11 protein-coding genes are annotated in these 14000 nt (G+C 36.9%); 3 read left to right on the top strand and 8 right to left on the bottom strand.

Annotated features, from left to right (window positions below; translation table 11 throughout):
* Positions 1-4 precede the first annotated feature (4 nt).
* On the top strand, positions 5-727 hold the full coding sequence (locus tag KIK00_RS10125; RefSeq protein ID WP_255816434.1) for a phytanoyl-CoA dioxygenase family protein: 723 nt from the start codon (positions 5-7) through the stop codon (positions 725-727).
* 181 nt (positions 728-908) lie between these two features.
* Here the strand turns inward: KIK00_RS10125 and KIK00_RS10120 are convergent, their stop codons facing one another.
* Both KIK00_RS10120 and KIK00_RS10115 read right to left on the bottom strand, forming a co-directional pair.
* Positions 909-3710, bottom strand: coding sequence for a GH92 family glycosyl hydrolase (locus KIK00_RS10120; protein WP_255816433.1), 2802 nt, complete (start codon positions 3708-3710; stop codon positions 909-911).
* A gap of 196 nt (positions 3711-3906) precedes the next feature.
* Complete coding sequence (locus KIK00_RS10115) at positions 3907-4362, bottom strand: hypothetical protein (protein ID WP_255816432.1); 456 nt, start codon at positions 4360-4362, stop codon at positions 3907-3909.
* Between the two features lie 150 nt (positions 4363-4512).
* On the opposite strand from KIK00_RS10115, the gene KIK00_RS10110 reads away from it, so the two are divergent.
* A complete protein-coding gene (locus KIK00_RS10110) occupies positions 4513-5619 on the top strand; it encodes an Mrp/NBP35 family ATP-binding protein (protein ID WP_255816431.1) in 1107 nt (368 codons plus the stop codon).
* A gap of 47 nt (positions 5620-5666) precedes the next feature.
* Positions 5667-5915 carry a NifU family protein gene (locus tag KIK00_RS10105; protein ID WP_255816430.1) on the top strand — a complete coding sequence of 83 codons (249 nt, stop codon included), beginning with the start codon at positions 5667-5669 and terminating at the stop codon, positions 5913-5915.
* Positions 5916-6003: 88 nt separating this feature from the next.
* On the opposite strand, the gene KIK00_RS10100 is transcribed toward KIK00_RS10105, so the two are convergent.
* The 6 genes from KIK00_RS10100 to ppk1 all read right to left on the bottom strand — a co-directional run bounded on the left by KIK00_RS10100 (position 6004) and on the right by ppk1 (position 13779).
* Entirely contained in the window at positions 6004-6396 is a 393-nt protein-coding gene (locus KIK00_RS10100) for a DUF3060 domain-containing protein (RefSeq protein WP_255816429.1), read from the bottom strand.
* A 177-nt stretch (positions 6397-6573) separates the two neighbouring features.
* The gene (locus KIK00_RS10095) at positions 6574-9612 is read right to left on the bottom strand and encodes a choice-of-anchor I family protein (RefSeq protein WP_255816428.1); all 3039 of its coding nucleotides are present in this window, start codon (positions 9610-9612) and stop codon (positions 6574-6576) included.
* A gap of 140 nt (positions 9613-9752) precedes the next feature.
* The gene (locus tag KIK00_RS10090) at positions 9753-9902 is read right to left on the bottom strand and encodes a hypothetical protein (protein ID WP_156118480.1); all 150 of its coding nucleotides are present in this window, start codon (positions 9900-9902) and stop codon (positions 9753-9755) included.
* Complete coding sequence (locus KIK00_RS10085; protein WP_255816426.1) at positions 9899-10552, bottom strand: NAD-dependent epimerase/dehydratase family protein; 654 nt, start codon at positions 10550-10552, stop codon at positions 9899-9901. The genes KIK00_RS10090 and KIK00_RS10085 overlap by 4 nt, the downstream gene beginning before the upstream one ends.
* A 273-nt stretch (positions 10553-10825) precedes the next feature.
* Entirely contained in the window at positions 10826-11710 is an 885-nt protein-coding gene (locus tag KIK00_RS10080; RefSeq protein ID WP_255816425.1) for an exopolyphosphatase, read from the bottom strand.
* Positions 11707-13779, bottom strand: coding sequence for a polyphosphate kinase 1 (gene ppk1, locus KIK00_RS10075; protein WP_255816424.1), 2073 nt, complete (start codon positions 13777-13779; stop codon positions 11707-11709). The genes KIK00_RS10080 and ppk1 overlap by 4 nt, the downstream gene beginning before the upstream one ends.
* Between the last annotated feature and the right edge of the window lie 221 nt (positions 13780-14000).

Raw genomic sequence — 14000 nt, 5'->3', positions numbered from 1 at the left:
ATCAATGAGTTTAAATAACTTAAAAGACAATAAAAGCCATATTCTTGAATATGGCTTTGCTGTTATCAATAATGTGTTTTCACAGAAAGAACTTGAAGAAATAAACCATGTTCTGCAACATATAGATACCTCAAAAGAGAATTTCAGAAAGTCTGAAGACCTTTTCGCCATAAGACAGTTTTTAAAAGAAGTCCCGGAAATCAAAGACCTGGTTTTTAATGAAAACATTCGGAAAGTGGTGAAAGAAATTTTCGGGGAAAAATATTTTGTGGTTAAAAGTATTTATTTTGATAAACCTGAAGCCTCCAACTGGTATGTTGCCTATCATCAGGATCTGACTATTTCTGTTGATAAAAAACTGGACCTGCCTGGTTTTGGTCCATGGACAACTAAAAAGAATCAGTTTGCGGTACAGCCTCCACTAAACATTTTGGAAAATATATATACTATCAGAATCCATCTGGATGATACCAATGAAAATAACGGCGCTTTGAAAGTAGTTCCCACATCTCATGCAAAAGGGATTTACAGACCGGAAACTATCGACTGGACGATAGAAACAGAAGAAATCTGCAACGTAGAAAAAGGCGGAATCATGATGATGAAACCGTTAACTCTTCACGGTTCAAACCGGACAACCAACGGAAAGAAAAGAAGAGTAATCCATATCGAATTTTCTGATATGGAACTTCCTGAAGTTTTGCAATGGTCTGAAAGAATGAATTGATAAAAAATCGGCCTTCGAATTTCCGAAGGCCGATTTTTTATAGTTGGAAGCTGGATGCTGGAAGAAGGAAGTTTTTAAAGTCTACAGATAAATCTAAGTCTATTTTATTGACTTTTTTAAGTTTGAACTTCTACTAAGCGACTTTAAGAAGTAATTCGTCAAATAGAAACTTCCATCTTCCTTACTTTATACCAATCTCATCAATAAAAATGTAAGCATCACCTCCAGCTCCCTGATGCCATTCCGGAAGTTTTCCAAAGTAGTAAGCTTTTACTTTGACATACCGGGCTTCAGTAGGAAGAATTTCTGTAGAAAAGTCTTTGGTCTGTACTTTCTCATCCTTAGGATCAATATCATTGTCAACGGTCTTCAGAAGGATAAAATCTTTTCCGTTCATGGAAGCGTAATATTCTACTTTTTTAGGCATCAGTATCCATGCTCTGCTGTCCTGAAGGTAAGTGGAAGATAAAGATTTAACGTTCTGAGGAGATTTAAGATCAATAATTGCTTCAAAATTTTGCCCCTGATATCCATGCCATTCTCCTTTTCTCCAGTTGACATCCCCTCTGATTCCGTCAATAAGAGCAAGATTTCCTGTAGCGCTGTACTGTGGAGTCACTTTTGATAGAATATTAATATCCCAATAATTAGGTCTTCTGTTGAAATTGGCAGTGGTGACAGAACTTTTTTCTCCATTTCTTTCGGCATAAGCCATTACCTGAGTGGTTTTGGTGATGGAGAATGGTCCTTTATAAGTAGAGAATGTCTTTCTTTTGTTGTGGTCGCTTTCATCCATGGTCATATAATATACCTTGTCATTTGAATTCAATGGAGTGATCTCAACTTTGGTGGAAAAATCAAAGATTCTGTCTGCCGAAATTACAGGTGAAGCTGTCTGTTCTGCATATTTAAAGTCTTTAACAGGTTTCACATTTTCGAAACCAAGTTTCTTAAGCTCTGCTCTACTGGTATTTTTGGTAATTGTTTTTGTAGTACCGTCTTCAAGGTGAATTTTAATTTCATCAAAATAAGGTGTTGTCGTTTCCCATTCCGGTAATCCTGGGGTTACAGAATAAATTCCTATGGAACTTAGAATATACCACGCACTCATTTGTCCGCAGTCCTCATTTCCGATCAGCCCGTCAGGTGTATTTTTATAAAAATTATTGAGGATGTATTTAATTTTGGCATCTGTTTTTTCAGGCTTATCTACAAAATTGTACAGGTAAGCAATGTGGTGGCTTGGCTCATTGCCCTGAGCATATTGTCCCATCAATCCTGTGATGTCTACCTGCTCTCTTCCTGTTGTTTTATCCGGAGCGGTAAAGATGGCATCAATGAACTGTTCAAATTTTTCTTTTCCGCCATGAGCAGCAATAAGGCCCGGAATATCCTGCTGTACAGAATAAGAATAATGCCATGAATTCCCTTCTGTATAATTGTTGTTGACTTCTCTCGGATCAAATGGTTCATACCAGTTTCCATTCTTTCTTGGCTGCATAAATCCAGTTTTAGGATTGTAAAGATTTTTCCAGTTTTGAGAACGTTTCATGAAATACTGATAGTCTTCTTTTTTGCCTAAAATTTTTGCCATTTGAGCAATGCACCAGTCATCATAAGCATATTCCACGGTTTTGGAAACACTTTCATGCTCGTCATCTATACTGATATAATTATTCTGTTTATAAGCATTCAATCCGAAAATATCCTGCATTGCCGAACTTTTTACAGCCTGAAATGCCTTTTCATAATCAAATCCCTGAATTCCTTTAGTCATAGCATCTGCAATCACAGAAACGGAGTGATAACCAATCATACATTCTGTTTCATTGGAAGCCAGCTCCCATACCGGAAGTTTTCCGCCCTGTTCGTATTGTTTGATGAATGTATTGATAAAATCTGCAGTTCTTTTTCGGTCAATTAAAGTCATCAGCGGATGAGCCCCTCTGAAGGTGTCCCAAAGTGAGAATACGGTATAATAATCAAAGCCATTTGCATTATATAGCTTGTTGTCTCTGCCTCTGTATTTTCCGTCAACATCCATATTGATGTTCGGTTGTGTGAAAACATGATAAAGAGCGGTATAAAAAACGGCTAGTTTATTTTTATCATCAGACTTCACTTCAATTTTTGAAAGATCTTTGTCCCAATTGGCTTTTGCCTGTTTTCTTACAGCCTCAAAATCCTTTGACTGTCCCTCTGCCAGCATATTTTTGCCTGCTCCTTCATATCCTGTGGGAGAGATAGAAACTTTTACATTGATCTTTTCTCCTTTTTTAACATTGGTTGAAAAAGCCAGCGCAAGCTTTGTTCCGGTAAAAAGATTCTTTTCCTGTTTTCCGTTGACTTCTTTTTTTGAAATTTTCATAGGTTTTGAAAATTCAATTCTGGCGTAGATGTATTGATTGGTAGCCCATGCCTCACTTCTTCGGAAAACTTCAATGGTTTTATCATCAATGATTTTTACTTCTCCTTCCAGAAGTTTATCTCTGTGGTTGAGGTCTAAAATGATATTGGCATCACCTGCATTGTTAAAAGTGTATTCATGATAACCGACTCTTTTTGTCGTTGTCAGGCGTACTCCAATATTATGTTTATCTAATTTAACAGTATAATATCCGGCAGCTGCCTTTTCATTTTTATGCGAAAATTTTGAAGAATAATCTTTACTGTTCAGACTTGGATTTCCCATTGTGGGCATCAGCATAATGTCTCCATAATCTGAAACTCCGGTCCCGTTCAGATGGGTATGAGAAAAACCATAGATAACAGAATCTGAATAATGATAACCGCTGCATCCGTCCCAGCTTCCGTCTATTCTTGTATCAGGAGAAAGCTGCACCATCCCGAACGGAACGGTAGCACCGGGAAAAGTATGGCCATGGCCACCGGTTCCTATAAACGGATTGACATATTGAGAATAATTCTGTGCGGAAATGATCTGAGTAATAAATATAGAAAATGCTATAAGCCCTTTTTTCATGTTCTGATTTTATAAAAGCGAAGATATTGAAAAACAGTAAAACAGAGCTAACTAATCATTTGCATTTAAATCACAAAAAAGATCTAATACTTGAGTTCTTTTTATAATTCATGCTATTCTGAATGAAACAGAGTGAAATGAAGAATCTCTTCCTCTTATGAGATTCTTCCATCGTCAGAATGACAATGCATAAATATTACACTTCTCCTTCAAAGAAATCATCGAGATATTTCTCTTTGTCTTTTTCTACCCGTCCGGAGCCAAGATATTTTTTCCAGGACTGAGATTCATGATAAACAATACCCATTTCCCAAACACAGTAAGTCGGGAGGTGGGTTTTGCTTCTGTCCCATATTTCAAAGTTGCCGGAACCGTCATAATAAACACTTTCCCATAATTCATTTTCATTTCGCCACGTACATACCAGGAGAAGATAATTCTTTCCACAACGATGCATAATGATAAATCCCAGATCATCAGTATTTTGAAAGTCTTCTTCTGCATATTCAACACATAACCGGGCATTATGGATGTCCTGTGGAGAGATTTCTGCCGGATCATCGGCCAGATCATACCATTTGAAATTCGTTTTTCCAACTGTGAAAATTCCTTTTGGCTGTGCATATTTGGAAGGGTAGGAAGTCGTTTTCATATCAATTGTTTTTCTCGGGTTGGGTATGTTATCAGATAAAAAAACAGAATAAGAAATTTTTAATGATCTGATTTATCACCTGATATTATAGATTTTATTGATTCTAAATTACCGAAAAAAAGCGTAAATTTGTAAACAATTTATATTTATATGTTGACGAAAGAAAAGGTTCAGGATTTCCTTAAAGAAATAGAAGTAGACGATTTGGTGAATAATCTTCAGATTATGGGTAATGATGTTTATATTGACATGACTGCTCATTCGCCTGCAATGCACGAAAAGAAAAAACTGGAGGCTGCAATGAAACAGGCTTTTGCCAGTGAGTTTGGAGAAGAAGTTCATTTAAAACTTAAGATCGTTTCTCCGGAGCCTAGTGAAATTCAGCAAAGTCAGATCAAAGGAAAACAAATTCCGGGTATTCAAAATATTATCGCTATTGCTTCCGGTAAAGGAGGAGTAGGAAAATCTACAGTTTCTGCAAATATGGCAGTAACATTGGCAAAAATGGGCTTCAAAGTAGGATTATTAGATGCTGATATCTATGGCCCTTCAGTTCCTACCATGTTTGATACAGAAGGTGAAAAACCAATTTCTGTAGAAGTAAATGGAAAGAGCATGATGAAACCTATTGAGAATTATGGAGTGAAAATGCTTTCAATCGGATATTTCTCAGGAGCTAATCAGGCGGTAGTGTGGAGAGGGCCTATGGCTTCAAAAGCACTAAACCAGATGATCAGAGATGCTGCATGGGGAGAACTGGATTTCTTGTTAATAGATCTTCCTCCGGGAACAGGTGATATTCACTTATCAATTATTCAGGAAGTACCGGTAACAGGTGCAGTGATTGTAAGTACACCTCAGCATGTTGCATTGGCAGATGTTAGAAAGGGTATTGCTATGTTCCAGATGGAAAGTATCAATATTCCGGTTCTTGGATTGATAGAAAATATGGCGTATTTTACACCGGAAGAACTTCCTGAAAATAAATATTATATCTTTGGAAACCAGGGAGCACAATATTTGGCTGAAGATCTTGGAATTCCTGTATTAGGAGAAATTCCATTGATTCAAAGCATCAGAGAAGCAGGAGATGTGGGAAGACCGGCTGCGCTTCAGGAAGGATCTAAAATTGCAGATATCTACACAGAAACGGCCAGAAAAATGGTAGAAAGCTTAGTGGAAAGAAATAAAAGTCTTCCTCCTACTGAAGCAGTGAAAATTTCAACAATGGCAGGATGCTCACCAAAAGCAAAATAATAATAACTTTCAATAAAATTTGAAAGGACCAAATTGAACTGAAAAATATGGAAACAAACATAACGCACGAAGATACAGTAACAAGAGTAATGGAAGCTCTGGAAAGCATCAGACCGTTTTTGAATAAAGACGGTGGTGATATTGAGCTTATTGATGTGAAAAATAATCAGGTGTTTGTGAAACTTTTGGGTAACTGTTCCGGATGTTCGTTGAATTTTTCAACCCTGAAACTAGGTGTTGAAAATACCATCAAACAACATGCGCCGGAAATCGAAAAGGTAATCAATGTAGAGTAAAATTATATCTGAGATATTTTTAAAAAGACAGGCTTTTTTAAGGCCTGTCTTTTTTTGTTTTAATATTTTTAAGAGTCTGGAAATGAGTTTACTGTTTTACAACTTTATTTTCCACTCCGGTAATGGAAACGTCTGGTTTTCCGGATTTCGTTCCGGAAGTTCGGTAGTAGACCATATTGCCACCGCCTTCCATGGATATTTTGTCAACTTTATCGATGTATACTTTATTACCTGTCCCCGAAACAGTAATTGTTTTAGCACTTCCTTTTACCGTTAATGTGTTATCACCACCTTCTACCTCAACAGTTCCTCCATTAAGAGCATAATTGAGTGTATGACCTACACCTTCTACATGTATCATCTTATTACCTTCTGTTTTTTCTACCCCTTTTGCAGATTCTGTTTTTGTGGATTGTGAGAAAGCTGTTCCTGTTCCGAGTAAAAGAATTGCCAGAATTCCTGCTTTTTTAATATTTTTCATTGTGAATTTGGTTTTGTTGGAGGTAAATATAGAAATAAAATGATCTTTTCAGGTATTTCAAAAGTTAAATCATCTTAAATCGTGAGTTTTTTATTTAATTGACTTCAAATTTATCAACAGCAAAAAAGCTCCGGAAAACCCGAAGCTTTAAATAGAATGGTATACTGTAATTTATGTTTACTTTACAATGACTCTTTTGATCTGCCCTTCTGACGTTTTTATAAGATAAACTCCGGTAGAAAGATTGGATGTGCTTATTGTTAAAGCATTCTTTTCCTTTCCGATTAACTTTCCGGACATATCATACAATTCGTAATCCTGTTTTCTGTTAAAATAAAGTGTATTTCCTTTGTTGACAGGATTGGGGAATACGTTGAAAGTCACCTGTTCAGTTTTTATCTCACCTGTTCCAAGTGTAGCTGGCACTGCCACTTCATACATGGATAGAGTTCCACTGATTTCATTGGCAACAATCACATAACCTTTATTGGTGGTTGTATTTTCAGGAGCGATGTAGATAATTCCTTCAGGGCCGTTGTCACCTCCGTAAGCTGAAGTAGAGCGGGAATGTTTATAATCGGTGAAAGTAGGGTTGTTAGGGTCTGTGATATTATACACCATAACCCCTCCGGTTCTTTCTAATGTGATGAAAGCATACGTCTGCCCGTTGATATTTCCCAGTGCTACACCTTCCGGTTCAGGGCCTTTTGCACGGCTTCTGTTTTTAACGGCATTGGATTCATTATCTGTATTAAAAATTAACGGATGATAGGCTGCAATATATCTTTCAAACTGATCTCCACTGTCGTACACAATCTGTTTAGTATCAGTACTGAAAATAGAGAACGAACGTGCTCCTAAAGCGGCTATTTCTTCAAATTCTGCATCTCCATCTGTATTTCCTGTGGCAGATGAAACCCTGAATCTTCCCAGATTATAGGAAGCCTTTAAAATACTGGAATTCGGGAACAATACAGGATCTAAAGTATAGTTGTTAGCTCCCACAGTCGTTCTTTCACTGTATCCTGAAAGATCTTTTTCGTCACCTTCATTGGCTGTTACGATATAATTTGTGCTACCTACCTTATAATTCTGTACTGCATCCGGAACGTAATAAGTTTTTACCGGCCAATTGGCAATTAAAACCTCTCCATTATTGTCTGAAGCATCAAAGCCATTGCCGGGAAGGCTCATATCTTTTTTTCCTAATCCCCAGATTCCTGTGATGGTTTTAGTGGCCAGATTAATCTCAGCAACGGCATTATTTTCCTGCAGTGTTACCCATGCTTTCTGACTGTCTGCACTGATGGTTACATATTCAGGTTCCAGATCCTGAGAAAGTGTATTGTTAGTTCTTACTTTTCTTAAACCTGTAGCCGTTAACGTTGCTAGCTGAGAATCAAAACTGTTGAAATTAAGAGTCGTTACATTACTTTGCGTAAGGTTTCCAATACCGCCGGAGATGTCAATAATACTGATTGTTCCTTCAGGATCTACGGTGTAAGCGTCATTAGGCTCTCCTTCATTTGCTGTAACAACTTTTGTTCCGTCAGGGGAGAAGGTAATCATATCCGGTAATGCTCCTACGTTTATCTGTTTCAGGAAGTTTCCGTTTATATCAAAGAACACTACAGAACCGTTTTGCTGAGGATCAGTATTGGGAGAAGCGGCTGCAATGATTCCATTTTTCACGGCAATACTTGTGATACCGCCATAAGGTGCCATATTCACTGTTTTTACTACTGATGGAATTGCCGGGTTACTGAAATCAATAATGTCAAAAACATCTGTAATGGAGCTTATTGTGAATAAGCGCTGAGTTGATGCATCATGAACCACAATTTCTGTAGAACTATTATTATTTCCTGAAGGATCAAAACTTCCTAGATAATTCAGTTGGATCTGATGAGATGGAACCGGTGCCGGTTTATCATTATCTATAATAAAAACAGTTGCAGAATTATCTCCTGAAATAGCTGCTCCTGCAGGATTTTCAAGGCTTACAACAAAATATTCAGCCTGCTGTTCTGCCACTGTGTCATCAATAATAGGAATGTTAACTGTATAACTTGTTGTAGATGGAGTGATGTTAATAGTTTGGTTGGCTAAAGTAAAATCATTAGCATCAGCTGTACTGAATGGTGCCGGTTTTACCACAAGATTTACTGTAGCTGTTGAAGGATTGGTGATATTGATTTTGAATGCAAGGTTTCCTGCATTTTCATTAACCTTAATAAAGTTTTTTTCCAAAGAAATTGTTGTTCCGGCTGTAGTAAAAGTACTGGATGTAGCGTCAATAACCCCATTATCACTAAAGTCTTCTACTGTGTTGGGTTTAAGCGCAATATAATAAGTTTGTCCCGGTACCAGCCCTGAAGTTGGAGTCACGGTAATGGTATTGTTGCTGAAAGTTGTTGTAAAAGGAATTTGTGCGCCTGCGGCATTCCCCAGGCGGAGCTCTATAAGATTTTGAGCATTAGAATTATTGATCGCGGAATTATCTGTTAATCTTATATTTTCATTAAAAGATAATGTAGGATTTACAGTAGTTGAAGCGTTATTGGTATTATTAGCAGGAAGATAAGTAACGGTTGGTGGAGTGATATCAGGACCACCGGCAGGAGTTGCATCTACCGTAAAGTTATCAAAACGGTTGTTTCCTCCTGTTCCACCTCCTGCTGCTGAGAATTCAACTTTTAATTTAAAGTTGGGATTGTTATTGGCTCCCTGTATGTTAGAAAAGTCAAGACTAATCAGCTGAGGATTGGCATCCTGAGGATTCACAGTCTGAAACTGCACAAAAGTAGTTCCGTCTGTTGAATAAGACCATGTCTGGGTACCTGCTCCCTGGCCGGATCTTCTGGTAGTAAATTTAACAATGACATTATTGTATCCTGTTGTAGGCAGATTAAACTGTAACCCTCCTCCGATCGGATTATTGAACCTTAAATGGGTTCCGGATGCATCTCCATTTCTGGCATTTAAATTTTCCTCACTAAAATTCTGCCCGGTACCACCTGCAAAATCTATTACACTTGTACCACCTGCTATAGCCGTAAGAGAACCGTTCACCATAGTAGAAGCAGGTGTAGTGACTGTGACAGCAGAAGTGTTGTTGTTAAAATTCCAGTAATGAATCAGTGTCTGTCCGAAAAGACCGCTCTGAAAAAAGAATGCGGCAATCACAGACCCTTTTAATAAGTAGTTGTTGATCATTTTTACTTTAATTAGGTAAATGCAAAAATGAACTTTATGTTTCGCAACTATCTTAATGGAATTTTAAGAAATGTTTAAAAAATAGGTTTGTTTCCGATAAAAGATAAAATAATGTTCGAGTGAGGGCTTGTAGGATGTATTTATTTTCCTGATTTTCCTGAAAAATTTAAAATTGTTCCAGACTTATTCCCTTCCAATGGATGTTTCTGCATATAAAAATATCCTGAAACAGCAGTCACAAGCAAGAGTACAAAAATAACCAGAATAATCCTTCTTAACATGTCTCTCATATCGATAAATTTTTAATATCTCTAATTTCTAAAGCAGATGTAGGGTACCCTTTTTGTGTCACATTGATCATTGCTCTACCCACTTCCTGTAAAGTTAATGATTTTGATTGAAAAAAAATAGGAAAAATCCAAATAAAAGGTTTAAAAAACCATTTTACATTCAATTGACCGTCAATAGGTTTCATGAATCCGGGACGGAAATTATAAGCCCCTTTGAAATTCATCTTTTTCAGATCATTTTCAGTTTTGCCTTTTACTCTTGCCCACATCATTTTTCCACTCTCTGTGCTGTCTGTGCTTGCCCCTGAAACATAATTGAAAACCATATCCGGATTTTGGTTCAAAACAGCTTTTGCAAAGTGTAAGGTTGTATCGTAAGTAATTCTGGTGTAATCTTCTTCATTCATGCCTATACTGCTGATTCCTGCACAGAAAAAACAGGCATCATAGCCTTTCAGTTTTTCATCATGAATGTCTATGGATAAAAAGTCCGGGACAAGGTATTCTTTCAGCTTGTGATGCGATTTTCCACAAGGTTTTCTGCTTATGCTGAGGATTTCGGAAACATTGGGATTCTCAAGACATTCCATTAAAACGCCTTCTCCTACCATCCCTGTAGCTCCTGTAAGAATTATTTTGATTGAATTCATTGCTTTGCTATTGATATTGGTATGACGAATGGGGATGAGGTTTTACTTTAAAATTTGGAAAAGTTTTTATTAAAAAGTAAAAAGAGACTGTTGTTAAAATTCAATAGGGCTTTAGTCTGTCTGACAATACATTAATCTTCCACTGGCTTTAGCCAAAATAGAGTTTGCTTCATCACGTTGTTCCTCGCAATGACAAAATACAGCGGAAAGCTGAAAACAGCTTCCAAAAATAAAACCAGCTCAATGGCTGGCTTACAAAATTGTTATTTGTTGTTACTTTTTGTGCTGTAACTGACTGTAAATATTATGGATCAATCCGTCTGCCACAGATATTTTAGGGACAAAAATCCTGTTGATATCAGACCATGACATCACATTGTTGAAGATACTCAGGGCATGTACCAATACATCGGCACGGTCTTCTCTAAGGTTGTAATTGGTCATCCTTTCTTCCACAGACAACTCATTGAATTCTTTATAGACCTTTTTCAGGTGAGATAAAGACATTGGTTTTCCGTCTTTGGTTTTGCTCATGGAGAACACTTTGTTGATGTTTCCTCCTGATCCAATGGCTACAATTGGTTTTTTACTGACGATATTTTTATTGATCTCGTCCTTCATCTCTTTCCAGTTATCCATCGTAACCAGGTTGTTGAGAAGACGAATCGTTCCGATATTGAATGATTTTTCGTAAACCATTTTACCGTTTTCATAGAAGGTAAGTTCTGTAGAACCTCCACCAACGTCGATGTATAAGTAGGCGAATTCTTTATCAAGACCTTCTGCAACATGATTTTCATAGACCAGGGTAGCTTCTTCATCACCGGAAATGATTTCGATGTTGATTCCAGATGTTTCTTTTACGAGGCTGATAATTTCATTACCATTGGCAGCATCACGCATAGCGCTGGTAGCACAGGCTCTGTAATGATCCACTTTATATATTTTCATCAGGTCACTGAAGATTTTCATGGAATCAATGACCATTTTTTCTCTTTCGGGACCTATTTTTCCGATGGTAAAAACATCCATTCCCAGTCTCAGAGGAATTCTGAGAAGATTGAGTTTGATGAATTCAGGTTTTCTGTTATTAATCTTAACTTCATTGATAAGAAGGCGGGCTGCATTACTCCCTATGTCTATCGCTGCTATCTTCATTTTTTGCTTGTTTTAGCTTTTAAATATTTATAGGTTTCTATTTGGGAACGGCATTCTTTTTTATCATTTCTTATGTATTCATTGCTGAGTTTTTTATCCAGAATTCTGGCTTTTACATTATCCCTAAGCTGAATGTCAAGAATATCTTTTAATTCTTTCTTAAGGTTTTTATCAGTGATTTTAGCGGCGGCTTCAATCCTGTAATCCAGGTTTCTAGTCATCCAGTCAGCGGAAGAAATGTATATGTCTTCTGTTCCTTTATTGTAGAAATACATTACTCTGGCGTGCTCCAGGTATTCGTCTACAATACTTATGGCTTTTATTTTTTCTTTAAATTCTTTTTGGTTTACGGCACAATAGATTCCTCTTACGATGAGCCTGATTACCACACCTGCTTTGGCTGCATCATATAGTTTTTCTATCAGCAGTCTGTCACTCATAGAATTTACCTTGATGATGATCTCTGCTTTTCGGCCTGCTTTGGCTTCTTCGATTTCTTTATCAATATGGTGAACAATCTTTTCACGCATAAATTGAGGGCAAACTAATAAATTTTTACAAGTTTTCAAAATCGGAATAAAATCATCCTTTGGTTTTTTCAGTACATTGAATACTTTATTGATATCTGCCATGATGCCGCGATCGGCTGTAAGGAGCAGATGATCACCATATATTCTTGCCGTTTTTTCATTGAAATTTCCGGTACTTACAAATCCATATTGGATGGTTTTATTATGTGCTCTCTTTTTGATAACACATAGTTTAGCATGTACTTTTTTGTTGGGAATTCCCACCAGAACTGTAATTCCCTCCGGTTCAAGCATATCTTTCCATTTCAAATTGGATTCTTCATCAAACCTTGCCTGAAGTTCCAGCATTACAGTCACTTCTTTACCATTTCTGGCAGCATAGATGAGCGCGTTGATGATTTTTGAACTGCTTGCCATACGGTAAGCGGTGATCTGTATAGATTTTACATCCGGATCCATTGCTGCTTCACGGAGAAGATCAATCACTGGATTATATTTGTGATAAGGAAAACTAAGAAGCACATCTTCTTTTAAGATAACATCTGTCACCCTTTCACCGTGTTCAAATGCCTGATGAGTAAAAGAGCTTCTTTCCACAGGTCTTTCATAGGCTTCAAAAACGTCTGGGAAATCCATGAAATGCTTGAAGTTATGAATTTTTCCTCCTGGAATAATGCTGTCTTTTTTCGTTAAATTCAGTTTTCTGATAAGGAGTTCCAGCAGTGCTTTATCCATATCTTTATCAAAAACGAAACGGGTAGGTTTTCCCTTTCTTCTGTTTTTGAGTCCTTTTTCTATTTTTTCTGCAAAGTTGGTTTTGATGTCATTATCCAGATCCAGCTCTGCATCTTTTGTTACTTTAAAAGCATTGGCTGAAAATTCATCATATCCGAAATAAGAGAATATGTGCGGAAGATTGAAAGTGATCACATCCTCCAGAAGCATTACGTTTTTCTCTTCCGGATCTTCTGTTGGAAGCAATACAAATCTCCCTACAAAACGAGAAGGAATCTCAATAATAGCATAATTGCTGGAATACTGCCAGTCTTTTTTTCTCATTGCTACCCCCAGATAAAGACTTTTGTCTCTTAAATAGGGCATTGGCGTATTTTCATGAAGAAGAATAGGAATTACATTGGATTCTACCACTTCATCAAAATATTGTCTGACAAATTCTTTTTGTCCTGCTGTCAGGTTTTTGGAATTTTTAATGAAAACTTTCTGATCAACCATTTCGGTTTGGATCTTTTTCCAGGTTTTATCGAAATTCAGCTGCTGTTTCATGACAACTTCATTGATTCTCTGAAGGATCTTGGAGGGTGGCTGGTAGAAAGACTCAGCAATCACTTTTTCCTTAAAATCCATGGCACGCTTTAATCCGGCAACACGTACTCTGAAAAATTCATCTAAATTGTTGGAGAAAATTCCGAGAAAACGTATTCTTAAATGCAAGGGAACTTTTTCGTCCATAGCCTCCTGTAAAACTCTTTCATTAAAGGCAAGCCATGTAATATCTCGTGGATTAAAGTGTAATGACATTCTAAATGTGTATATTTTATCAAAAATAATAATTCGCGAAGATTCTGCCTCTATTTCTTAGATTAAACTTTGATTAATTTTTAAAGGATGGTGAATTAAATTGCTTTGCTGATAACAAGGAATTTGGTAATCAATTGATTTAATTAAATTTAGAGTTACAATAGTTTTACTGTAAATTACTCATTTATTCCATGATCTTGTTGCAGGAATAGTTATATTTG

Origin of the sequence: Chryseobacterium sp. MA9, from assembly GCF_024399315.1 — a bacterium.
In the GTDB taxonomy this organism is placed as follows: domain Bacteria; phylum Bacteroidota; class Bacteroidia; order Flavobacteriales; family Weeksellaceae; genus Chryseobacterium.
This window is presented reverse-complemented; position numbering and strand designations above follow the sequence as displayed.

Bases quoted from the DNA above. Each gene is read 5' to 3' on its own strand.
- KIK00_RS10115 (WP_255816432.1), bottom strand. From the start codon at position 4,362: ATGAAAACGACTTCCTACCCTTCCAAATATGCACAGCCAAAAGGAATT.
- ppk1 (WP_255816424.1), bottom strand. From the start codon at position 13,779: ATGTCATTACACTTTAATCCACGAGATATTACATGGCTTGCCTTTAAT.
- KIK00_RS10085 (WP_255816426.1), bottom strand. From the start codon at position 10,552: ATGAATTCAATCAAAATAATTCTTACAGGAGCTACAGGGATGGTAGGA.
- KIK00_RS10120 (WP_255816433.1), bottom strand. From the start codon at position 3,710: ATGAAAAAAGGGCTTATAGCATTTTCTATATTTATTACTCAGATCATT.
- KIK00_RS10110 (WP_255816431.1), top strand. From the start codon at position 4,513: ATGTTGACGAAAGAAAAGGTTCAGGATTTCCTTAAAGAAATAGAAGTA.
- KIK00_RS10090 (WP_156118480.1), bottom strand. From the start codon at position 9,902: ATGAGAGACATGTTAAGAAGGATTATTCTGGTTATTTTTGTACTCTTG.
- KIK00_RS10095 (WP_255816428.1), bottom strand. From the start codon at position 9,612: ATGATCAACAACTACTTATTAAAAGGGTCTGTGATTGCCGCATTCTTT.
- KIK00_RS10080 (WP_255816425.1), bottom strand. From the start codon at position 11,710: ATGAAGATAGCAGCGATAGACATAGGGAGTAATGCAGCCCGCCTTCTT.
- KIK00_RS10125 (WP_255816434.1), top strand. From the start codon at position 5: ATGAGTTTAAATAACTTAAAAGACAATAAAAGCCATATTCTTGAATAT.
- KIK00_RS10105 (WP_255816430.1), top strand. From the start codon at position 5,667: ATGGAAACAAACATAACGCACGAAGATACAGTAACAAGAGTAATGGAA.
- KIK00_RS10100 (WP_255816429.1), bottom strand. From the start codon at position 6,396: ATGAAAAATATTAAAAAAGCAGGAATTCTGGCAATTCTTTTACTCGGA.